Source organism: Klebsiella sp. KP20-425-1 (assembly GCF_025813515.1).
GTDB lineage: Bacteria > Pseudomonadota > Gammaproteobacteria > Enterobacterales > Enterobacteriaceae > Klebsiella > Klebsiella pneumoniae.
In genome coordinates this window covers 2102446-2125356 of sequence record NZ_CP109614.1, presented here as the reverse complement: position 1 = coordinate 2125356, position 22911 = coordinate 2102446, and the positions used below count along the sequence as shown (strand labels likewise).

The 22911-nt window shown below is 58.6% G+C and carries 20 protein-coding genes and 1 other RNA gene; 10 read left to right on the top strand and 11 right to left on the bottom strand.

Going from position 1 to position 22911, the window contains the following annotated elements:
• Positions 1-6: 6 nt before the first annotated feature.
• Positions 7-417, bottom strand: a complete 411-nt coding sequence (menI, locus tag OHJ17_RS10385; protein ID WP_002909015.1) for a 1,4-dihydroxy-2-naphthoyl-CoA hydrolase — start codon at positions 415-417, stop codon at positions 7-9.
• The gene (locus tag OHJ17_RS10380) at positions 414-3470 is read right to left on the bottom strand and encodes a D-2-hydroxyglutarate dehydrogenase YdiJ (protein WP_004175614.1); all 3057 of its coding nucleotides are present in this window, start codon (positions 3468-3470) and stop codon (positions 414-416) included. The genes menI and OHJ17_RS10380 overlap by 4 nt, the downstream gene beginning before the upstream one ends.
• 218 nt (positions 3471-3688) lie before the next feature.
• Here OHJ17_RS10380 and ydiK point away from each other — a divergent pair, with 218 nt between their 5' ends.
• Together ydiK and rprA are read left to right on the top strand one after the other, a co-directional pair.
• Complete coding sequence (ydiK, locus tag OHJ17_RS10375; protein WP_004148729.1) at positions 3689-4801, top strand: AI-2E family transporter YdiK; 1113 nt, start codon at positions 3689-3691, stop codon at positions 4799-4801.
• Positions 4802-4989: 188 nt separating this feature from the next.
• An RNA gene (gene rprA, locus OHJ17_RS10370) (antisense sRNA RprA) lies at positions 4990-5097 on the top strand.
• An 86-nt stretch (positions 5098-5183) separates the two neighbouring features.
• On the opposite strand, the gene ppsA is transcribed toward rprA, so the two are convergent.
• Positions 5184-7562 carry a phosphoenolpyruvate synthase gene (gene ppsA, locus OHJ17_RS10365; RefSeq protein ID WP_002909055.1) on the bottom strand — a complete coding sequence of 793 codons (2379 nt, stop codon included), beginning with the start codon at positions 7560-7562 and terminating at the stop codon, positions 5184-5186.
• 75 nt (positions 7563-7637) lie between these two features.
• On the opposite strand from ppsA, the gene OHJ17_RS10360 reads away from it, so the two are divergent.
• The 4 genes from OHJ17_RS10360 to hemP all read left to right on the top strand — a co-directional run bounded on the left by OHJ17_RS10360 (position 7638) and on the right by hemP (position 10271).
• Positions 7638-7757 (top strand): hypothetical protein, encoded by a 120-nt coding sequence (locus OHJ17_RS10360; protein WP_002909058.1) that lies wholly within the window; start codon positions 7638-7640, stop codon positions 7755-7757.
• 144 nt (positions 7758-7901) lie between these two features.
• Complete coding sequence (locus OHJ17_RS10355; RefSeq protein WP_002909061.1) at positions 7902-8735, top strand: posphoenolpyruvate synthetase regulatory kinase/phosphorylase PpsR; 834 nt, start codon at positions 7902-7904, stop codon at positions 8733-8735.
• 154 nt (positions 8736-8889) lie between these two features.
• Positions 8890-9936, top strand: coding sequence for a 3-deoxy-7-phosphoheptulonate synthase AroH (gene aroH, locus OHJ17_RS10350; protein WP_004180369.1), 1047 nt, complete (start codon positions 8890-8892; stop codon positions 9934-9936).
• A gap of 155 nt (positions 9937-10091) precedes the next feature.
• Positions 10092-10271: a hemin uptake protein HemP gene (gene hemP / locus OHJ17_RS10345; protein WP_014343179.1), complete on the top strand. Its 180-nt coding sequence runs from the start codon at positions 10092-10094 to the stop codon at positions 10269-10271.
• A gap of 29 nt (positions 10272-10300) precedes the next feature.
• Here the strand turns inward: hemP and selO are convergent, their stop codons facing one another.
• The 4 genes from selO to OHJ17_RS10325 all read right to left on the bottom strand — a co-directional run bounded on the left by selO (position 10301) and on the right by OHJ17_RS10325 (position 13703).
• Positions 10301-11743: a protein adenylyltransferase SelO gene (gene selO, locus OHJ17_RS10340; RefSeq protein ID WP_004184566.1), complete on the bottom strand. Its 1443-nt coding sequence runs from the start codon at positions 11741-11743 to the stop codon at positions 10301-10303.
• Positions 11744-11856: 113 nt separating this feature from the next.
• On the bottom strand, positions 11857-12321 hold the full coding sequence (locus tag OHJ17_RS10335) for an NlpC/P60 family protein (RefSeq protein WP_002909082.1): 465 nt from the start codon (positions 12319-12321) through the stop codon (positions 11857-11859).
• Positions 12322-12402: 81 nt separating this feature from the next.
• On the bottom strand, positions 12403-13152 hold the full coding sequence (gene btuD, locus OHJ17_RS10330) for a vitamin B12 ABC transporter ATP-binding protein BtuD (RefSeq protein ID WP_032417273.1): 750 nt from the start codon (positions 13150-13152) through the stop codon (positions 12403-12405).
• The gene (locus OHJ17_RS10325; RefSeq protein WP_004175610.1) at positions 13152-13703 is read right to left on the bottom strand and encodes a glutathione peroxidase; all 552 of its coding nucleotides are present in this window, start codon (positions 13701-13703) and stop codon (positions 13152-13154) included. Before OHJ17_RS10325 ends, btuD begins: the two co-directional genes overlap by 1 nt.
• A 236-nt stretch (positions 13704-13939) precedes the next feature.
• Here OHJ17_RS10325 and OHJ17_RS10320 point away from each other — a divergent pair, with 236 nt between their 5' ends.
• Positions 13940-14740 carry a MetQ/NlpA family ABC transporter substrate-binding protein gene (locus OHJ17_RS10320; RefSeq protein ID WP_002909085.1) on the top strand — a complete coding sequence of 267 codons (801 nt, stop codon included), beginning with the start codon at positions 13940-13942 and terminating at the stop codon, positions 14738-14740.
• A gap of 36 nt (positions 14741-14776) precedes the next feature.
• Here the strand turns inward: OHJ17_RS10320 and btuC are convergent, their stop codons facing one another.
• The gene (gene btuC, locus OHJ17_RS10315; protein ID WP_004151850.1) at positions 14777-15763 is read right to left on the bottom strand and encodes a vitamin B12 ABC transporter permease BtuC; all 987 of its coding nucleotides are present in this window, start codon (positions 15761-15763) and stop codon (positions 14777-14779) included.
• 121 nt (positions 15764-15884) lie between these two features.
• Positions 15885-17318 carry a hypothetical protein gene (locus OHJ17_RS10310; RefSeq protein WP_039818257.1) on the bottom strand — a complete coding sequence of 478 codons (1434 nt, stop codon included), beginning with the start codon at positions 17316-17318 and terminating at the stop codon, positions 15885-15887.
• Between the two features lie 280 nt (positions 17319-17598).
• Between OHJ17_RS10310 and OHJ17_RS10305 the strand changes: the two genes are divergently transcribed.
• Genes OHJ17_RS10305 through OHJ17_RS10295 form a run of 3 tightly spaced genes read left to right on the top strand, consistent with a single transcriptional unit; the run spans position 17599 to position 20166 of the window.
• A complete protein-coding gene (locus OHJ17_RS10305; protein WP_002909089.1) occupies positions 17599-18513 on the top strand; it encodes an HTH-type transcriptional regulator AdmX in 915 nt (304 codons plus the stop codon).
• Positions 18514-18562: 49 nt separating this feature from the next.
• Entirely contained in the window at positions 18563-19816 is a 1254-nt protein-coding gene (locus OHJ17_RS10300) for a D-amino acid dehydrogenase (protein ID WP_004180373.1), read from the top strand.
• Positions 19813-20166, top strand: coding sequence for a RidA family protein (locus tag OHJ17_RS10295; RefSeq protein ID WP_039818255.1), 354 nt, complete (start codon positions 19813-19815; stop codon positions 20164-20166). The genes OHJ17_RS10300 and OHJ17_RS10295 overlap by 4 nt, the downstream gene beginning before the upstream one ends.
• Before the next feature lie 52 nt (positions 20167-20218).
• Here the strand turns inward: OHJ17_RS10295 and ihfA are convergent, their stop codons facing one another.
• Both ihfA and pheT read right to left on the bottom strand, forming a co-directional pair.
• Entirely contained in the window at positions 20219-20518 is a 300-nt protein-coding gene (gene ihfA, locus OHJ17_RS10290) for an integration host factor subunit alpha (RefSeq protein WP_002909098.1), read from the bottom strand.
• A gap of 4 nt (positions 20519-20522) precedes the next feature.
• Positions 20523-22910: a phenylalanine--tRNA ligase subunit beta gene (gene pheT / locus OHJ17_RS10285; RefSeq protein ID WP_002909101.1), complete on the bottom strand. Its 2388-nt coding sequence runs from the start codon at positions 22908-22910 to the stop codon at positions 20523-20525.
• Position 22911: the final 1 nt, after the last annotated feature.

Here is a 22911-nt window from a genome sequence, read left to right as displayed (position 1 = left end):
TGCGGCTTATATTACCGCGGTGGTTAGTCGAGATGAACAACATAACCGCGACTGTTCGTCGAAGATTTCAATTTGCCAGACCTGATGGCGCGTCCCGACGTGCAGCGCTTTGCAGACGCCGCGCACCCGGCCCCCGCGCGCCGAACGGATGTGGTTGGCGTTAACCTCCAGCCCCACCACCTTTTGTTCGCCTTCGCTGCACAGATAGCCTGCCACCGACCCCAGGGTCTCCGCCAGCACCACCGACGCTCCGCCGTGCAGCAGGCCAAACGGCTGCTGTGTGCGGCTATCGACCGGCATAGTGGCCTCCAGCGTATCGTCGGTAACGGTCTCAAAGCGAATATCGAGCAGCCCTACCATGTTCCCCTCACCGAGCCGGTTGAGCTGCTCCAGCGTGGCCTGACGTTTCCAAATCATCCGATTATCTCCAGTAACGCCTGCAGCGGGTGGCGAACGCCGCTACCTTCAATACGCTTCACCTGACTGCGGCAGGAGTAGCCCGTCACCAGACAGCGGTTTCGCGGCAGCCGCTGCATCGCCTGCTGCCAGGAGAGCGCGTAAATGGCCAACGAGTTGGCGTGGTTTTTCACTTCATGACCATAGGTGCCAGCCATCCCGCAACACCCAACGCTGACGTTTTCCAGCTTCGCGCCGAAGTGGGCAAAAATATCTGCCCACTGCTTTGTCGCCGCCGGTAGCGCGGTCACTTCGGTACAGTGACCGAACAGGTACCAGGGCTCACCGCCCAGATCGGGACGGGCGTCGCTGGTTAGGGCCTTCGGCAACCACTCATGGACTAACAGCACCTGGAAATCGCCGCGCTTGTCGCCGAGCGTCTGCTTGTACTCATCGCGGTAACAGAGCACCAGCGCCGGATCGACGCCCACCAGCGGCATGCCCAGCTGCGCCACGCGGTTGAGGAAGTCCGCCGTCTTCTGCGCGGTGCGCGCGAAGCGGGTGAGGAAGCCTTTGATATGCTGCGCCTTGCCGTTCGGCGAGAACGGCAGGAGCACCGGCTGATAGCCTAAGGCCTCGACCAGACGGATAAAGTCGGCCACCACCTGGGCGTCGTAGTAGCTGGTGAAGGGATCCTGCACCACCAGCACCATCTTCGCTTTCTGCTCGGCGCTCAGCGCTTCGAGCTGCTCAAGGGTCATATTGGCGGAACGGTGGCCGGCCATCTGCTGCTTCAGCGACGGCGCCGAGAGCAGCGGCAGATCGACCATCCCGATATGCTTCTCCGACAGCTTTTTCAGCCAAGGCTGGTTAATAAAAAAGTTAAAGGTCTTCGGCGCCTGCGCCATCAGCGGCGCATAAGATTCGACCGAGGCCACCAGATGATCGCGCACCGGCCGCAGATAGCGGCTGTGGTACAGCTGCAGGAAGCGCGAGCGGAACTCGGGAACATCGATTTTGATCGGGCACTGGGTCGAACAGGCTTTACAGGCCAGACAGCCGGACATCGCCTCTTTGACCTCATGCGAGAAGTCATATTCGCCTTTGCGCGCATGCCAGCTGTTGCGCGTGCGCGCCACCAGCGAGCGCAGGCTGACGCCCTGCTCCGGCAGCGCCTTCTCCAGCTGGTTGGGATCGACGCCGCGGTCGGCCAGCAGGCGCAGCCATTCCCGCACCAGCGTCGCCCGCCCTTTTGGCGAGTGGATGCGCTGGTTGCTGACTTTCATCGACGGACACATCGGGCTCTTGACGTCAAAGTTGAAGCACAGCCCGTTGCCATTACACTCCATCGCCCCACGCCAGCTGCTGCGCACCGCGATGGGGATCTGCCGATCCCAGGTGCCGCGCTTCGCCGCATCGACTTTCATCATCGGCGCGTCGATACCTTCCGGAGGACAGATTTTCCCCGGATTCAGGCGGTTATCGGGATCGAAGACCGCTTTGATCTTGCGCAGCTCGGCATACAGCGTCTCGCCAAAGAAGGCCGGGCTGTACTCCGCGCGGAACCCTTTGCCATGTTCGCCCCACAGCAGGCCGCCATACTTCGCCGTCAGCGCTACCACCTCGTCGGAGATCTGCTTCATCAGCACCTCCTGCTGCGGATCGCACATGTCCAGCGCCGGGCGCACGTGCAGCACCCCGGCATCAACGTGGCCAAACATGCCGTAGCTTAGGCCGTGGCTGTCGAGCAGCGCGCGGAACTCGACGATGTAATCCGCCAGATGTTCGGGCGGTACGCAGGTGTCCTCGGCGAAAGGAATAGGCTTGGCGGCGCCTTTGGCATTGCCCAACAGGCCGACGGCCTTCTTGCGCATGGCATAGATGCGCTCCACGCCTTCAAGATCGTGACAGACCTGCCAGCCAATGACGCCCGCCTCGCTAGCGGCCATCAGCTCGTCCAGCCGCTGGCACAGGGTAGTAACCTGCTGGTCAATCAGCGCCGCGTCATCGCCGGCGAATTCGACGATATTGAGCCCGAGCATCTCTTTATCCGGTACGTCGGTGATCAGTTCGCTTACCGAGTGCCAGACGATATCCTCGCGCGCCAGATTGAGAACTTTAGAATCGACGGTCTCCACCGACAGGGCTTTCGCTTCGACCATAAAGGGCGCATTGCGCAGCGCAGAGTCGAAGGAGTCATATTTGACGTTGACCAGACGGCGCACCTTCGGCAGGCGGGTGATATCCAGCCGCGCTTCGGTAATAAACGCCAGCGTCCCTTCCGAACCGGTTAAAATACGGGTCAGGTCGAACTCGCTCATCTCATCGTTAAAGACGTGACGCAGATCGTATCCGGTGAGGAAGCGGTTGAGTTTGGGAAACTTATCAATGATCAGGTCACGCTGCGCCTTGCAGCGCTGGTAGACCGTGTTGTAGATCCGGCCAACCGTCGAGGGGGTATTGCCCAGCGTCTCCGCCAGCGCCACCGGCACCGCCTGGGTATCGAGGATATCCCCGCCCATCAGCACCGCCCGCAGGCCGAGCACGTGATCCGACGTTTTGCCGTACACCAGCGATCCCTGGCCGGACGCGTCGGTGTTAATCATCCCCCCCAGCGTGGCGCGGTTGCTGGTGGATAGCTCAGGCGCAAAGAAGTAACCATAGGGTTTAAGAAACTGGTTCAGCTGATCTTTGATGACCCCGGCTTCAACGCGCACCCAGCCCTCTTCGGGGTTGATTTCGATAATGCGGTTCATATAGCGGGACATATCGACGATAATCCCGCCGTTCAGCGCCTGGCCGTTAGTGCCGGTGCCGCCGCCACGCGGGGTGAAAATCAGCGATTTAAAACGCGGTTCGGCGGCGACGCGCGCCAGCAGCGCCACGTCCGCCGTGGATCGTGGAAAAATGACCGCATCCGGCAGCAGCTGATAGACGCTGTTGTCGGTGGCCATCGTTAGCCTGTCGGCATAGCTGGTGGCGGTATCGCCGGTAAAACCCTGTTGCTCCAGTACCTGCAAAAAATTCAGCACCAGTTGAACTACCCCTGGCGCCTGAGAAATTTGTGGGATCATCACGCTTGACCCTGCCTGACTATGTTGTGTTTGAAAATATTGTGTTGGTGCTAACTAAACGTTTGCGTAGCGCATTCAACTTTTTATCACATTTTTTTCATATGCGCCCACGTGTTTTCTGTGCAAAATCAGCCCGGCAAAATTATTGATATTATTATCAGTATATGGATTTACGCGGCGCCAGCTGTTTGGCGCGACTGGAAAGGTAAAATTTCTCTATGATTAATCCCCATCAGCCTCGGGACATTCCGCAAATACTGCTGTCGGTGCTGTTCCTGGCCCTGATTATCATATCCTGCCTGTGGGTTGTGCAGCCGTTTATTCTGTCCTTCGCCTGGGCCGGTACGGTGGTGATCGCCACCTGGCCGGTGCTGCTGCGTCTGCAGCGTGTGCTGTTCGGCAAACGACTGCTGGCGGTGCTGGCGATGACCCTGTTGCTGTTTCTGCTATTCGTTATTCCTATCGCTCTGCTGGTCAACAGCCTGGTGGATAACAGCGTTCCGCTGATCAAACTCATCAGCAGCGGAAATGTGACGCTGCCGGATTTCGCCTGGCTCAACAGCGTACCGCTGGTCGGCGATAAACTGTACTCCGCCTGGCACGGTCTGCTGGATATGGGCGGCTCGGCGATTATGGCCAAGGTTCGTCCCTATATTGGCACCACCACCAGCTGGTTTGTCGGTCAGGCGGCGCACATCGGCAAGCTGCTGGTCTACTGCGGTTTGATGCTGCTGTTCAGCGCGCTGCTCTACTGGCGCGGCGAGCAGGTGGCCTATGGTTTCCGCTACTTCGCCACGCGCCTCGCGGCCAAACGCGGCGACGCCGCGGTGCTGCTGGCCGGCCAGGCCGTGCGCGCCGTGGCGCTGGGCGTGGTGGTCACTGCCCTCACTCAGGCGGTACTGGGCGGGATTGGCCTTGCCGTCTCCGGCGTGCCCTACGCCGCTCTGCTGACCGTGGTGATGATCTTTACCTGTCTGGTCCAGCTCGGCCCTTTACTGGTTTTGGTGCCGTCGATTATCTGGCTTTACTGGAGCGGGGACACCACCTGGGGCACCGTGCTGCTGGTCTGGAGCTGCGTAGTCGGCACCATGGACAACGTTATTCGTCCGGTGCTGATCCGCATGGGCGCCGATCTGCCAATGATCCTTATCCTCACCGGCGTCATTGGCGGCCTGATCGCCTTCGGCATGATCGGCCTGTTTATCGGTCCGGTGCTGCTCGCCGTCTCCTGGCGGCTGTATGACGCCTGGGTGCATGAGGTGCCGCCGCCGCCGAAAGACCCTGACGTCGTCCTTGAAGAGCTTAGTGAGCTGGAGGCCGGTCGCAAGTAATGCCTGGCAGGCGGGGAGACCCGCCTGTTTCTTTGCCCGCATATTGTTAAGCAAAATTTATTGATCGCCGGCAATGCGCTGGCCCCGCGCGCCCTTCACCTCGCTTTCCTCCCCCGGTCCTTCACAACAATTTAACTATTGAGAGGAATCTGATCGACGGCAAAGGCCCCGCTGCCTACTATTAGCTCACGGTTATAAATCAACACCTTGATTTATAAGCATGGAAATCCCCTGAGTGAAACAACGAATTGCTGTGTGTAGTCTTTGCCCATCTCCCACGATGGGCTTTTTTTTGCCCTGCGCATCACGACACCAGATAGCCTGACACCGGTAAAAAAAATCCCCGGCATCGCTGCCGGGGATCGGTCCTGTCAGGGCGAACTTATTTTTTCAGTTCCGCCAGACCTAACCAGGTTTGTACCACGGTATCCGGGTTCAGGGACAAGCTATCAATCCCCTCTTCCATCAGCCAGGCGGCGAAATCCTCATGGTCAGACGGCCCCTGGCCGCAAATGCCGACGTATTTACCCTGTTTCTTCGCCGCGCGGATGGCCATCGACAGCAGGGCTTTCACCGCGTCGTTGCGTTCATCAAACAGCTCAGAAACCACACCGGAATCGCGGTCCAGACCGAGCGCCAGCTGGGTCATGTCGTTCGAACCGATGGAGAAGCCGTCGAAGTACTCGAGGAACTGCTCCGCCAGCAAGGCGTTCGATGGGATCTCGCACATCATAATGATCTTCAGCCCGTTCTCGCCGCGCTTCAGCCCCTGACGCTCCAGCTCTTCGACCACCGCTTTCGCCTGGGCGACGGTACGGACGAACGGGACCATCACTTCAACGTTGGTCAGTCCCATATCGTTACGCACGCGCTTCATCGCTTCGCACTCAAGGGCGAAGCAGTCGCGGAAGCTTTCGGAAACGTAGCGTCCGGCGCCGCGGAAGCCGAGCATCGGGTTCTCTTCTTCCGGCTCATAGCGCTCGCCGCCCACCAGGTTGGCGTATTCGTTCGATTTGAAGTCCGACAGACGCACGATCACCCGTTTCGGATAGAAAGCGGCGCCGAGGGTGGCGATCCCTTCGGTCAGGCGGCCAACGTAGAACTCTCTCGGCGAATCGTAGCCTTTCATCAGCTCGCGGATTTCGTTCTGCAGGCCCGGCTCCTGGTCGTCAAACTCCAGCAGCGCGCGCGGATGAACGCCAATCATACGGTTGATGATAAATTCCAGCCGCGCCAGACCGACGCCTTCGTTCGGCAGGCAGGCGAAGTCGAACGCGCGATCCGGGTTGCCGACGTTCATCATCACCTTCAGCGGCAGATCCGGCATGTCGCCGACGCTGGAGCTCTTGACGCTGAAGTCGAGTAGCTCGGCGTAGACATAGCCGGTGTCGCCTTCGGCGCAGGAGACGGTGACATTCTGATTTTCCTGAATGCGATCGGTAGCATCACCGCAGCCGACCACCGCCGGGATCCCCAGCTCACGGGCGATAATCGCCGCGTGACAGGTACGCCCGCCGCGGTTGGTGACAATCGCCGAGGCTTTTTTCATGATCGGTTCCCAGTCCGGGTCGGTCATGTCGGTAACCAGTACGTCGCCTGGCTCAATGCGATTCATCTCGCTGATATCGTGGATCACCTTGACCGGACCGGCGCCAATGCGGTGGCCGATGGCGCGCCCTTCGGCGATGATCTGCCCCTGAGCGTGGAGGGTATAACGCTCCATCACCTGGCCGCGGGAACGCACGGTTTCAGGACGCGCCTGGACGATAAATAGCTTACCGGTGTGGCCATCTTTCGCCCACTCGATATCCATCGGACGGCCGTAGTGCTTCTCGATCTGCACCGCCTGCTTCGCCAGCTCCTGCACCTCCTCGTTGCTTAACGAGAAAATATCGCGCTGCGCCTGCGGCACATCTTCGATACGCACCTGTTTACCGTGCTCCTGGGTCGGCGCGTAAACCATACGGATCTTTTTCGACCCCATGGTGCGGCGCACGATCGCCGGACGGCCAGCGGCCAGCGTCGGTTTGTGGACGTAGAATTCGTCCGGGTTCACCGCGCCCTGCACCACCATCTCGCCCAAACCCCATGCAGAGGTGATAAACACCACCTGGTCAAAGCCGGATTCGGTATCGATGGAGAACATGACGCCGGAGGAGGCCAGATCGGAGCGGACCATCCTCTGCACCCCGGCGGAGAGCGCCACGCCGCGGTGATCGTAACCCTGATGCACGCGATAGGAGATTGCGCGATCGTTAAACAGCGAAGCAAACACGTGCTTCACGGCAACGAGCACGGCGTCAAAGCCCTGCACGTTGAGGAATGTCTCTTGCTGTCCGGCGAAGGAGGCGTCCGGCATATCTTCCGCGGTGGCGGAAGAGCGCACGGCGAATGAGGCCTCGGCGTCATCGGCGGACAGCAGGTCATAAGCATCGCGAATCGCGTTTTCCAGTTCGCTCTGGAAGGGGGTATCGATGATCCACTGTCGGATCTGCGCGCCCGCTTTCGCTAATGCGGAAACGTCGTCAATGTCGGTTTCATCCAGCAGCGCATAGATGCGCTGGTTAACACCGCTTTGGTCCAGGAACTGATTGAAAGCATCAGCGGTGGTGGCAAACCCGTTAGGTACGGAAACACCCATACCGGACAGATTCGTAATCATTTCACCAAGGGAGGCATTTTTGCCCCCAACTCTGTCTACATCATTCATGCCGAGTTGGTTATACCAAAGCACCAGCGGTGACGAGCCATTGTTGGACATCGAGACAATCCTTTTGTGATTTAATACCAGTGAAAAAAATTTCACGATCGACTGCAGGATTATCCTGACATATTTATGAAGCTGAAAAAAACGGTGAATCGTTCAAGCAAATTATTTTTTCATTTTTCGGACTGTTCCCCCGATATTGCTAACTTGATGATTTTTAGGAATTCTGATGAAAAACGCTGGAAATAACGGCGACAAAAAGAAAATGAACCACCCTTTTCATAAAAAACAAAAATAGCGTTTCAATTTTAACAAGAGACAAATCAAACAGGGATATGCTTAAATTTAATATCCGCTTTCAGGCAATTAAACTCATTATACCGGATGGTCAAAATGGAAAGTGCTGTAGATCGCCACGTATTTTATATTTCTGACGGTACCGCCATCACGGCGGAGGTGCTGGGGCATGCCGTGATGTCGCAATTCCCGGTCGCCATCAGCAGCGTAACCCTGCCGTTTGTGGAAAACATCAGCCGCGCGCGGGCGGTAAAGGAGCAGATCGACGCCATCTATCAGCAAACGGGTATTCGCCCGCTGGTGTTCTACTCCATCGTCATCCCGGAAATACGCGACATTATTCTGCAAAGTGAAGGCTTTTGTCAGGATATCGTGCAGGCGCTGGTGGCCCCGCTGCAGCAGGAGCTCAACCTCGACCCGACGCCGGTGGCCCACCGCACCCACGGCCTCAACCCCGGCAACCTGATTAAATACGATGCGCGTATCGCCGCCATCGATTATACCCTCGCCCATGACGATGGCATCTCGCTGCGCAACCTTGACCAGGCGCAGGTGATCCTCCTCGGCGTCTCGCGCTGCGGCAAAACACCCACCAGTCTGTATCTCGCCATGCAGTACGGTATTCGCGCCGCCAACTATCCGTTTATCGCCGACGATATGGACAATCTGGTGCTGCCGGCCTCGCTGAAACCCCTGCAGCATAAGATGTTCGGCCTGACCATCAATCCGGAGCGTCTGGCGGCGATCCGCGAGGAGCGCCGGGAGAACAGCCGCTACGCCTCGCTGCGCCAGTGTCGGATGGAAGTGACCGAAGTGGAGGCCCTGTATCGCAAGAATAAAATCCCCTGCCTGAACAGCACCAACTATTCCGTTGAGGAAATAGCGACAAAAATCATGGACATCATGGGGCTGAATCGCAGAATGTACTAATACACTAGTACATTATTAAAAATTTGTTTATGCTATCACCCGTGGCCTATACAGGATCATGCCCTGCTCTTGCAATAAGCAGGGATTGGTTTATCGTGATGCGCATCACTTCCCGGCATTTTCGCCGCGGAAGAAACAGATTTTTGAGACCCCAATGAATAAAACAGACGAATTGCGTACCGCGCGCATTGAGAGCCTGGTAACGCCCGCGGAGCTGGCCCAGCGCCATCCCGTGACGGCCGACGTGGCTGCCCACGTCTCGGCCTCCCGCCGCCGAATTGAAAAAATCCTCAACGGCGAAGACCGCCGACTGCTGGTGATTATCGGCCCCTGCTCCATTCACGACACCGACGCGGCGCTGGAGTATGCCCGCCGCCTGCAGGGCATGCGCGAGCGCTACCAGCCGCAGCTGGAGATCGTGATGCGCACCTACTTTGAAAAACCGCGTACCGTGGTGGGCTGGAAAGGCTTAATCTCCGATCCGGACCTCAACGGCAGCTACCGGGTCAACCACGGAATTGAGCTGGCGCGGCGCCTGCTGCTGCAGGTTAATGAGCTGGGGGTACCGACGGCCACCGAGTTTCTCGATATGGTGACCGGTCAGTTTATCGCCGATCTCATCAGCTGGGGGGCCATCGGGGCGCGCACCACAGAAAGCCAGATCCACCGTGAGATGGCCTCAGCGCTCTCCTGCCCGGTCGGTTTTAAAAACGGCACCGACGGCAATACGCGCATCGCGGTGGACGCCATCCGCGCCTCCCGCGCCAGCCATATGTTCCTCTCTCCGGACAAGCAGGGGCAGATGACGATTTACCAGACCAGCGGCAATCCGTATGGGCATATTATTATGCGCGGCGGCAAACGGCCAAACTATCACGCCGAGGATATCGCCGCCGCCGGCGAGGCGCTGCGTGAATTCGATCTGCCGGAACAGCTGGTCGTTGATTTCAGCCATGGCAACTGCCAGAAGCAGCACCGCCGTCAGCTGGAGGTGTGCGCCGATATCTGTCAGCAAATTCGCGCGGGCTCCACCGCCATCGCCGGGATTATGGCCGAAAGCTTCCTGCAGGAAGGCACTCAGAAAGTGGTCCCCGGCCAGCCGTTGACCTGGGGCCAGTCGATCACCGACCCCTGCCTGAGCTGGGAAGACAGCGAAAGATTATTGAGCGAGCTGGCTGCGGCCACCGCCACCCGCCTGTAACCGCTCCGCCCGCCGCGCCTGCGGCGGGCAATTCTCTTCGCTGACTCCCCTACCAAATCCGGTAACACGATAAATAACGCTTGCCGTCAAAAACAACATTATTGATAATGATTATCATTGTTGCCTTGATTTTTATTTTGAGAGCTATGACGCGTATGGATAACACTGCCACAGCTGAAAAACCAAAAGACAATGCCCCTTATCCCGTGGCGACGGACAGAGAGATCAGCAGTCGGGTTCTGTTAGGCAGCGAAGGACGAGTAGTGATTGAGCATGGCGGCCAGCGCTATCTGCTGCGCCAGACCCACGCCGGGAAGTTAATTCTGACCAAGTAAGCGCCCCGCTGAACGCGGGGCGAGGCAAGTTAGCTCGAGCAGCTGACTTCCAGACGTTTCCCCCAGTCCGGCGGGCGGCGGACGTAGTCGTCCTCGCGATCGGTAAAGGGGTCTGCCAGCGCGGCATGCAGGCGCTCCAGCTCGCCCATATCGCCCGCCTCAGCCTGCTCGATCGCCCGCTGCGCCAGCCAGTTACGTAACACCAGCGCCGGATTCACGCCCTGCATCCTCTGCTGGCGCTGCGCGTCGTCCACCTGTTCATCACGCAGCCGCGCACGATACCCGGCAAACCAGCTGTCAAAGGCCGCGCGGTCGATAAACTCATCGCGCAGCGGCGATGCGGCGCTGAGCTGTTCGCTGTGGCTCAGCAGGCGGAACGTCCGGGTATAGTCGCTCTTCTCGCGGATCATCAGGGCAAACAGCCCGTCCAGCAGGTCGTTATCCCCTTTCTGCTGGCTGAACAGGCCGAGTTTATCGCGCATCCGCTGGCCATAAGCGGTCAGCAAGGCGTGCTGATACTCATCCAGCGCCGCGTTTAACGCTTCAGCGCTGATAAACGGCGACAGCGATTGGGCGAGACGCTGCAGATTCCACAGCCCCACCGCCGGCTGGTTTTCAAAACTGTAGCGCCCCTGATAATCGGAGTGGTTGCAGATGAAGTCCGGTTGGAAATCGTCAAGGAAGCCATACGGGCCGTAGTCGATGGTCAGACCGAGAATCGACATGTTGTCGGTATTCATCACCCCATGGGCAAAGCCCACGGTTTGCCAGCTGGCGATAGTCTGCGCGGTACGCATGACAATGTCACGGAACCATAACAGGTACTTATCCGCCTCATCCTGCAGCTGCGGCCAGTGGTGGCGAATAACATAGTCGGCCAGTTGCTGGACCTTCTGCGGCTCACGGCGATAGTAAAAATGTTCGAAATGGCCGAAGCGCACATGGCTCTCGGCCACCCGCATCAGCATCGCACCGGGCTCCACGCGCTCGCGGTAGACCGGGGTATCGCTGGTCACCATCGCCAGGGCGCGCGTCGTCGGGATCCCCAGAGCGTGCATCGCCTCCGACGCCAGACTTTCCCGGATCGTCGAGCGCAGCACGGCGCGGCCGTCCCCCATCCGCGAATAAGGAGTCAGGCCGGCGCCTTTCAGATGCCAGTCGTAACGGCGGCCATCCGCCAGCTGCTGCTCGCCGAGCAGGATCCCGCGTCCGTCGCCCAGCTGGCCGGCCCAGGCGCCAAACTGATGGCCGCTATATACCTGCGCCAGCGGCGACATGCCCGGAAGCAGCGCTTCGCCGCCCCAGACACCGGCCCCGCTTTCAGGCGCAAACAGGGCGTCGGGCACCCCCAGCTGTTGCGCCAGCGGGGCGTTGCGCCAGATGAGTCGGGCGTTATCCAACGGCGTTGGTGACAGGGAAGTGTAAAAGTCCGGCAGTTCATCCCGCCAGTGGGTGGTAAAAGAAAGGGTCATGGTTCCTCCTCTCTCCAGTGTAGTGCCTGGAACAGCGGATTAACACGGGCGGAGTGCAGGGTTATCGGCATAAAAAAGGGAAGCGTTCGCTTCCCTCTTGCTTCTGAATGACGTCAGATTCGCCGCGCCTGCCAGAACTTTTTGTTCCAGTAGACGTTATCCAGCGAGGAACGGGTGACGCCCTGGCTGGTGGAGGCGTGAATAAACTGGTTGTCGGTATCGTAGATGCCAACGTGCAGACCGCTCTCCCCTGAGCCGGTTTTGAAGAACACTAGATCGCCGGGCAGCAGATCGCGCTTATCGATGCGGGTGCCGATTTCCGCCTGCTCGCGGGTTTCACGCGGCAGCTGGAGGGCAAATTTATCGCGAAACGTGCGCACCACGAAGCCGGAGCAGTCAACGCCGCGCGGCGTCATGCCGCCGTAGCGATACGGCGCGCCGCGCCAGCTGCGCAGCTGCTCGTTCAGATTCGCCACCACCGTAATGGAGTCTGCCAGCCGAGGATTCGGCGGCGGTGCCCGATGGCTGCTGCAGCCGGCTAAAATTAACGCCGCCGCCAACATGAACCAGAAGCGCATTTCAGATGATCCCTCTGTCCCTAGTCTCTTTATCGCAATAATTTAGCTTGTTTATCAATATAGTGACAAGATAACTGCGTGCTACTGTGACGCGATGAGCATAATATGACCGGCCACCTCAACGCGCTGGAACGGGATCGCATAGGCGGCGGTTAAATTTTCCTCATTCAGCACCTCGGCGGTCTCCCCGCAGGCGATGGCTTCCCCCTGGCAGAGCAGCCAGCTCTGACCGGCGTGGCGCAGGGTATGGTTGAGATCGTGGCTGCTCATCACCACCGCAATCCCCGCCGCGCTCAGCTCGTGTAACAGCCGATCCAGCGCCGCCTGCTGAGCCACATCCAGACTGTTCATCGGCTCATCCAGCAGCAGCAGCTGACCCGCGGAATTACTCAAGGGATCGATCTGCAGGATCACTGCCGCCAGCCGCACGCGCTGCCACTCGCCGCCCGACAGCTGATTGACCGGACGGCCCAGCTTATTGTCCAGACCAAGCCTGGCCGCGATATCGCTCAGACGGGCGCTATCACCCTGCTGCTGCATATGCAGCGCCAGGTAGTGCCATACCGGCATGGCGAACGGCGGGGTCTGGTGTTGACTCAGATATCCGCGACGGCGCGCCAGCTCCCTCGCCGGCCACTCGTCAAGCAGCCGGCCGTTAAAATGAACCATGCCGGGGCCGTCGGACAGCCCCGCCATGCGGGTCAACAGCGTGCTCTTCCCTGCGCCGTTCGGCCCCACCAGATGGACAATCTCCCCGGCGCGAAAGGCCGCAGAAAACGGGGCCAGGCGCCCCGCCGCTTCTACATCCTGTAGCTGCATCAGAAACGACATTATTGCGCCAGCGCTCCTTTAATCGCCGCCACCAGCTGCGGATCGTCCGGCGTCATATCCGGCGAGAAGCGCTGAATGACGTTGCCCTGGCGATTGATGAGGAATTTTTCGAAGTTCCACAGAATGTCGTCCACATACAGCGGCGCCCGGCCTTTGCTGGCCATCCGCTCATAAAAACCGCTGCCTTCCGGGGCCACCGCTTTCGGCGCGGCGGCAATCAGTTTTTGATAGAGCGGCGCGCGATGTTCGCCGTTGACGTCAATTTTGCTAAACAGCGGGAAGGTGACGCCGTAGGTAGTGCTGCAGAAGGTCTTAATCTCCTCTTCACTGCCCGGCTCCTGGCCGAGGAACTGGTTGCAGGGGAACCCCAGCACGCTGAAGCCCTCGGCGGCAAACTGCTTTTGCAGATCCTCGAGTTGCTCATACTGCGGCGTCAGGCCGCATTTCGAGGCTACATTGACGATCAGCAGCACCTTGCCGGCAAAGGATGCCAGGGTGGTTTTCTCGCCATCAATGGTCGTCACTTCGGTATTCAGAATGTCATGTTGCATAGCCTGTCCTCAATGGATAAACCGGTTTCCGGTGAAGGTGATCCCTTTCTACTGTAGCGGATTCAGCGCCCGCCATTCTACTGCCATTCCCCCCGAGTTGTCGCATGATGTAACAGCGCTTCGCTGGCCGCCGGCAACATGAAATCCTCTCAATTGGGCCGTCGACCATTTCCGTGTACAGTGTTCCATGAATGTAATATGGTTTCGTTAATTGTTAATTTAAGAGAGTTTTAGTGATGAAGAAGTTGTTTAGCCTGGCGTTAATCGCCACCTCTGTCGCCCTGCTGAGCGCCTGCTCCCCGGATGAAGATAATAAAGTTAAAGTCGCTATCAATACCGGGCCGGACGAAGCCATCTGGAAAGTGGTGGAGCAGGTGGCGAAGGATAAATACCACCTCGACGTCGAAGTGGTCTCCTTCAATGATTATGTGCTGCCCAACGAAGCGCTGAACAACAAAGATGTCGATGCCAACGCCTTCCAGACCCTGCCGTACCTTGAGGCGCAGTCGAAAGAACGCGGCTATAAATTTGCGGTGGTCGGTAAAACCTTTGTCTTCCCTATCGCCGCCTATTCTCACCGGATCAAAAATATCAGCGAACTGCCCGAAGGGGCGACGGTAACCATCTCTAATGAAACCACCACCCTGGGCCGCAGCCTGCTGCTGCTTCAGGCGCAGGGGTTACTCAAGCTGAAACCGGGCGTCGGCTATTTACCCACCACGCTGGATATCATCGACAATCCGAAACAGCTGAAAATTGTTGAAGTGGATACCCCGCAGCTGACCCGTACCCTTGACGATCCGAACGTCAGCCTGTCAATCATTAACACCAACTTCTCCGCCCAGGCGGGCCTGTCGGCCGCCCGCGACGGTCTGTTTATGGAGGGGCCGGATTCCCCATACGTGAATGCGATAGTCGCCCGCGAGGATAATAAGGACAGCAAGAAAATTCAGGAATTAAAAGCCGCCTTCCAGACCAGCGAAGTCGCGGAAAAAGCGAAGGAAGTCTACAAAGGCGACGCGATCAAAGGCTGGTAAGCCTGAACCGGCGCCGTCCCTGCCGACGGCGCCGCGCTATCCCCGCCCCCGCGAACGCAGCAGCAACCAGATAAAGACCGGCGCGCCCAGGGTCGCCGTCACCACGCCAATCGGCAGCTCTGCGGCGGAAAGCGCCAGCCGGGCAATGATATCCGCCCCCAGCAAGGCGCTTGCCCCGGCCAGCATACAGGCCGGGAGCAACACCCGGTGATCGCTCAAGCCGCATAGCCGCAGAATATGCGGGATCACCAGACCGATAAAGCCAATCGCCCCCGCCAGCGCCACGCTAACGCCGACCATCCAGCCGGTCGCCACCACCAGTAATTTGCGCCACAGCCACAGCGGCAGCCCAAGCTGACGAGCGGAGACTTCGCCCAGCGCCAGTAAATTCAGGGGTTGCGACTGCAGACAGACCCAGCAGAGCACCGGCAGGAGGGCTATCATCAGCCACAGCTGTTGCCAGTCGACGCCGCCAAACCCGCCCATCATCCAGTACATTAGCTGACGCAGGTCAAAAGAGGTGGAGAAGTAGACTGCCCAGGTCATCAGGGCGCTGCAGATGATCCCCAGCGCCACCCCCGCCAGCAGCAGACGGCTGGTAGACAGATGGCGGCGGGCAAAACGCAGCAGAATAAAAGTGATCAGCAGCGCGCCAAAGATGGCACACAGGCCGAGCGCCCAGCCGGGCAAGACTCCTTTGCCCAGCAGGACGGCGGCAATCAGCCCGACGCCCGCGCCGTTGGAGACCCCCAGCAGCCCCGGCTCCGCCAGAGGATTTTCAAACAACGCCTGCATAATCGCCCCGGAGAGCGCCAGCGCCGCCCCCACCAGCAGCACCGCCAGGGTTCGCGGCAGGCGGATCTGCCAGATAAACAGCTGACCTTTGGCGCTGAGCCACTCGCCGGGCGGGATCCATTGCTCCCCCGCGCACAGGCTGATCAGCAGGGTGACCAGCAGCAACAGCGTTAATCCGAAGAGCCAACGCCGGCTACGGCGCTGTTGAAGATGGGCGAGAGTCAGCATAGATTCCATTACGCAGTGGGAACAAGAGGCTGATTTTACGGTGGCTGTCGCGGTGAGAAAAGGAAAACCTCACGACCAAACGTCGACGCGGAGGAGGCTCCCCCGCGTCGACCATCCCGCTTTACACCAGAAGCTGAAACAGCAGCGCAAAGAGAATGATGTTCGCCACCACGATTGCCCAGCCGTTATAGAGCATATATTTCAGATGAGTAGACTGCGCCAGCCCCATCTGGGCGAACATATCTGATGAGGGAAACGGCCCGAACCAGTCCACCTGGGATGAGGCCAGCAGCACGGCGGTGGTCCCCTGGGGCGGCACGCCGGCGGCCATCAGCATCGGGCCAAAGATTTTATGAGTAAAGGTCATCTGGGCCACCGCCGCACCGGGCACATGGCCGATAATATTGAACGCGAAGATGCTAAAGCACAGCCAGGCCGGGGAGATCCCCTCCAGCAGCGGTTGGGTATACTCCAGCAGCCCCTGATAGGCGTGCAGGCCATCCATCAGCTCAAGGATCGGGTTGTACAGCCAGTAGAGAATAAACATCCACACCAGACGGCCGCAGCCGTGATACAGTGCCTGAAGGATCTGCGTCGGTCGCAGGCCGCCTACCAGGCCGGTCATCAGGGCCACCAGCAGCATCACGATTATCGCGAAGCTGAAGCCGGCTTTAATCACCACGCCAACGATCGCCATCACGATGATGGTCGCCGCGAAGGCCAGCGCGCTTAATTTACGCCGACGCTGCTGCGCGGCGCTGAGATCCTCTTGCGGCTTTTCCGCGAGATCGACGTCATAGCGCAGTTTGCCTTCGGTCATCTTCTGGATCCGTCCCGCCATTACCCAGCCGGCCAGCAGCGTGACCGCGCTCATCGGCAGACCAACGTACAGCAGATAGTCCGGATAGCTCAACCCACCGAGGCTGAGGATCGTCACGGTACTGGGGGTGAAAGGCCCGGTAAACAGCCCAACGGAACCGGCGGTCATCATCAGCGCGGCGACCGTTGGCGGCGTCAAGCGTACCGCTGCCGCCACCGGAATGATTACTGCCACGATAATGGCATTGCCACCGGCCATAGTGCCCAGCGAACCGCAAATTAAAATCGATGACGCCACAATGCCGAATTTCACCCGCGTCTGACTCGACAACCCGATGCGATGGACGACAAATTTTACCAGCTCAACCGCTGCGCCGGTGCGGGTGGCCACTTCCCCCACGCCGGCGCCGAGCATAATGATAAGCCCAACGGTGGCAATAAATGACCCGGTGGATTTCGCCAGCATCGTGCCCATTTCCGGCAGGCCGGTCGAGGTCATTATCATGGCGATAATAATCGAGGAGATGACCGCCAGCACAATATCAACGCCGATCAGCGATAATATCGCTAGCGCCACCAGCGGCGTAAATCCCAGCAGACCAAGCTCGCTGCCTGGTCGACCGTGGCACCACAGCGCGATCAACACGAACAGCAGCAATAACAGACCAATAATAACGTTTTTCCGCGTGATATTTTGTCTGACAGGCGCATTGCCTGTGAGCGTTGAGTCACTCATAACACTCCTTAATGCCAATCAATCCGACCATGATGGTCAGGTGGTGTATGGGGGCCTGCTCAGAAAATATCCTCCCTCTTTTTCATTATTGATTGGCCGCGGCCTGAGGGTTTGTTTGGGTACAAAGGAAACGATTCTGAGAGCGTAATATGCCGCCATTGGGCGGGGTCTACAGCACAAGATGTAACCAATGCGCTGATTGGTGATTAAATCTATGTTAACTTAGTGTTAGTAGAAAATGACTTTTTATCGGTAGGCTATAACCCTGAGTTAACTGTTCATGAAACTGCGTCATCTGGAAATCTTCTATGCCGTCATGACCTGCGGCTCTTTATCGCGAGCGGCGGAAGCGCTCAATATCTCCCAGCCCGCGGCCAGCAAAGCGTTAAAAAGCGCCGAAATGAAGCTGGGTTTTACCCTGTTTCAGCGGGTGCGCGGCAAGCTGCTGCCGACCAGCGAGGCGATCACACTTTTCGAAAAAGCGCAGAGCATTTATCAGGACCTGGACAACCTGCGCCTGCTGGCCGACAACCTGGCTCGCGATCCGCGCGCCAAGATCACTTTAGGCTGTCTGCCAAGCCTGGGGTTAAGCCTGGTGCCGGAGCTGGTGACCGACTTTTATCAGCAAAACAGCAACCTGGTGATGACGCTCACTACCGAGCACACCGAGACGCTGGTCAAAAAACTGGATTTGCGCGAGATAGATTTGGCGCTGACGCTACAGCCGGTGCAGCAGGGGGAGATCCTGACCACCCTGATTGCCGAAGTACCGCTGGTGTACATCGACCGTCATTATCGTCAGGGGGCGGTGGAGATCGATCAGATCGACCAGCAGCGCTGGATCTCGCCGGGACCGCACTCGCTCTCTGCCGCCATCGCCACCCGTCGCGACTTTTCCACCACCCGGCTAAACGTCCAGACCTACTATATGGCCACCGAGTTCGTGAAGCGCGGCATGGGCTGCAGCATCACTGATATCTTCTCCGCCCAGCACAACCTGGCCCCGGAGATGATCCATCCCATTACGCCGCCGATGGCGATTAACCTCTGTCTGTTACGCCGGGCCGACGTTTCCCTGAGCCCGATGGCGCAAAAGTTCGTCGATTTTCTCTGCCAGCGTCTGCGCCAGCAGCTCAAGGAGATTAACCTGCGGTTATACCCTGACCATAAAAAGTCAATTGCGCCGCTGGGGTAAATGCTTTGACATAACCCGATAAATTTATCAGCGGTGGATATATCGGGTTATGAACAAACGCATTGTCATTATCGGCGGCGGCGTGGTCGGTCTGGCCACGGCCTGGGAACTGATCAAGCGCGGCCATCAGGTGCAATTACTGGAGCGCAATGCCGAACCGGGCAGCGCCACCAGTTTTGCCAACGGCGGACAATTAAGTTACCGCTACGTCGCCCCCCTTGCCGACAGCGGCGTTCCCCTGCAGGGAATGAAATGGATGGGCAAAGCCGATTCGCCGCTGAATATGCGTCTCAGGATGTCTCTCCAGCAGTGGCGCTGGCTGCTGCAGTTTCTGCGCGCCTGTAATAACCAGACCAATAAAATGAATGGCGACCATATTTTACGCCTGTCGCTGCTCAGCCGTCAGGTCATGCAGGCGTGGCGGGATGAGGATAATCTTGCCGATTTCCACTGGCGGCGCAGCGGAAAATTAATTATCCATCGTCGCGAATATGATTTTAATAAAGCAGCAAAAGGGATTGATCCTCAGTATCAGCAGGCGCTGAATGCTGAAGCCTGCCTGCAGCTGGAGCCGGCGCTCAAACATATTAGTCCTTCTCTGCAGGGCGGAATCTATTCGCCAGGCGATGAAACGGCAGATTGTCATCAGTTCTGCCTTGCCCTGCTCGACAAGCTCAATGCCAGCAGCGACTTTAGCCTGCTGACCCAGTGTGAGGTGCGGCGACTCCATAAGCGCGGGGGACGCATCAGCAGCCTGGAGACCAGTCAGGGGACCCTCACCGGCGATGAGTATGTCGTCGCCGCCGGTAACGGCAGTGGTTCTCTGCTTGGGCATCTGGGGGTTCGCGTGCCGCTGTGCGCCCTGAAGGGGTACAGCCTGACCCTGCCCTATCCTGAAAAAGCAGGTATTGCCCCTGACATCAGCGTCACCGACTACGGGCACAAAATCGTTTATGCCCGCCTTGGCCAACAGCTGCGTATCGCGGCGATGGTGGACATCGGCTACGACGGCGACGAACTGCGCGAAAGCCGCATTCAGGCGCTGAAAAACATCGTCGCCCGCAGCTTTCCTGAACTGGAGGGGCTGGACGAGGCCGAAGTCTGGACCGGCATGCGCCCGTCAACGCCAGCCGGCCCGCCGATGCTGGGGCGCGCCGGCTACCCCAACCTGTGGATGAACCTCGGCCAGGGTAGCCTCGGCTTTACTCTCGCCGCCGGCAGCGCGGTGGTGCTGGGCGCGTTAATCGACAATCAGATGCCAGACATTTCTTTAGAAGGTCTCACATGGAAACAAACCGCATGACAATTATTCGCAATAATCCACAACCTCGTCTTGCCGCCAGCGTTGCGTATGGCGATCTGCTGTTCCTCTCCGGGCAGACGCCAAAAAGCAATGAAGACGATATCATTTTACAAACCCGTGAAGTACTGGAGAAGATCGACGCGCTGCTGGCCGCAGCCGGGAGCGATAAGCAGCACATTCTCTCCGCGCAGATCTGGTTGAAAAATATCGAGCGTGACTTTGCCGCATTCAATGAGGTGTGGGTGCAATGGATGCCGGAAGGCTATAGCCCGGCGCGAGCGGCCGTGCAGGCGGAGATGGCGCGACCAGAAATCCTGGTGGAGATCATGCTCACCGCCGTCAAAGCGTAAAGATTGACAGAAAAGAAAAAGGCCGCAATGCGGCCTTTTTAATTAGTTCAGATTATTTGTCTTTCGGCGACGCGTTTTCGACACGGCTTTTCAGCTTCTGACCGGGTCTGAAGGTCACCACGCGCCGGGCTGTAATGGGAATATCCTCCCCCGTCTTCGGGTTACGTCCCGGGCGTTGGTTTTTATCCCGCAAATCGAAGTTGCCGAACCCGGAGAGTTTGACCTGTTCTCCGTTTTCCAGAGCACGACGGATCTCTTCGAAAAACAACTCGACCAGTTCTTTGGCATCCCGCTTGCTAAGCCCAAGCTTATCAAACAGATATTCTGACATTTCAGCTTTTGTAAGCGCCATAGGTTCAATCCCTCAATGATGCCTGGAATCGCTCTTTTAATGCCTCTACACATCTGGCAACGGTAGCGGCAATCTCCTCTTCTTCGAGTGTACGGCTGGTATCCTGCAGGATCAGGCTAATCGCAAGGCTCTTATACCCTTCCGCCACACCCTTACCACGGTACACGTCAAATAAGTTTACGCCAACTACCTGATTTACGCCAACTTTCTTACATTCGGCTAAAACATCGGCGGCAGCCACGTTTTCCGCGACCAGCACCGCGATGTCGCGACGGTTCGCCGGGAAGCGGGAAATATCGCGCGCCTGAGGCACCACGCGGTCTGCGAGCTTGTTCCACTCCAGTTCGAACACCAGAGTGCGACCGTTCAGATCCAGTTTACGTTCCAGCTCAGGATGAACAACCCCAATGAAACCAATGCGTTCACCTTTAAGATAAATCGCTGCGGATTGTCCCGGATGCAGCGCGGTGGTCGCTTCAGCACGGAATTCGATATCCGCTAATTTTCCGGTTAAATCCAGAACGGCTTCCAGATCGCCTTTCAGATCATAGAAATCGACCGTCTCTTTCGCCAGTGTCCAGTGCTCTTCGTAGCGGTTGCCGCAGATCGCCCCGGCCAGCATCACATCCTGACGAATGCCCAGCGGCGCATTGGTGTCCGGCACAAAGCGCAGGCCGCTCTCAAAGATGCGCACCCGGCTCTGCTGACGGTTCTGGTTGTAGACCACGGTGCCCAGCAGGCCGGTCCACAGCGACAGGCGCATCGCCGACATTTCGCTGGAGATCGGGCTTGGCAGGATCAGCGCCTCTTCCCCGGCGTGGATCAGCTGCTGGACTTTCGGGTCGACGAAGCTGTAGGTGATCACTTCCTGATAGCCTTTGTCGTTCAGCAGCGTTTTCACGCGCTTCAGCGACAGGTCCGCTTCGCGGTGGGTTCCCATGATCAGACCCGCCTGCACCGGCTCGTCAGGAATGTTGTTGTAGCCGTAAACGCGAGCCACTTCTTCAACCAGATCTTCTTCGATCTCCATGTCGAAACGCCAGCTCGGCGCAACCGCCTGCCATTCGCCCTCGCCAACCGTCACTTCGCAGCCGAGGCGCTGCAGAATGTCGGTGACCTGCGCGTCAGCGATATGGTGGCCAATCAGGCGATCCAGCTTGCTGCGACGCAGCGTAATGGTGGCGCGTGTTGGTAGATTCTCTTTGCTGGTAACGTCAATGACCGGGCCGGCTTCACCGCCGCAGAGGTCGATCAGCAGACGGGTTGCACGCTCCAGCGCTTTATACTGCAGGGCCGGATCGACGCCGCGCTCATAGCGGTGAGAGGCATCGGTGTGCAGGCCATGACGGCGCGCGCGGCCGGTAATGGACAGCGGGCTGAAGAACGCGCATTCCAGCAGCACGTTCTGGGTTTCGTCGTTAACGCCGGAGTGTTCCCCGCCGAAGATCCCCCCCATCGCCAGCGCTTTGTTATGGTCTGCAATGACCAGCGTGTCGCTGTCGAGCTTTGCTTCAGAGCCATCGAGCAGGACCAGGGTTTCCCCTTCTTTCGCCATGCGCACCACGATCCCGCCTTCAATACGGTCGCGGTCAAAGGCGTGCATCGGCTGGCCCAGCTCAAGCAGCACATAGTTGGTCACGTCAACCACCGCGTCGATGGAGCGGATCCCGCAGCGGCGCAGCTTCTCTTTCATCCACAGCGGCGTCGGCGCTTTGACGTTGATACCTTTCACCACGCGCCCCAGATAGCGCGGGCAAGCCTGCGGCGCGTCAACCTGAATCGGCAGCACGTCGTCAATCGTCGCGGCAACCGGCGTGATTTCCGGCGCGTTCAGCGGCGCTTTGTTCAGGACAGCGACATCGCGCGCCACGCCAATGATGCCCAGGCAGTCGGCGCGGTTTGGCGTGACGCTGATTTCGATGGTGTTATCGTCAAGCTTGAGGTATTCGCGAATATCGGTGCCGATGGGCGCATCTGCCGGCAGCTCGATGATACCGCTATGGTCGTCGGAAATACCCAGCTCGGAGAAGGAGCACAGCATCCCCTCAGACGGCTCGCCGCGCAGCTTCGCGGCCTTGATTTTGAAATCGCCCGGCAGCACGGCGCCGATGGTGGCTACCGCGACCTTTAGCCCCTGACGGCAGTTTGGCGCGCCGCAGACGATGTCCAGCAGGCGTTCGCCGCCGACGTTGACTTTGGTGACGCGCAGTTTGTCGGCGTTCGGGTGCTGACCGCACTCCACCACTTCACCGACAACGACGCCGTTGAAGCTGCCGGCGACCGGCTCAACGCCATCTACTTCGAGGCCCGCCATGGTGATCTGATCGGAAAGCGCTTCGCTGTCGATCGCCGGGTTAACCCATTCGCGTAACCACAGTTCACTGAATTTCATT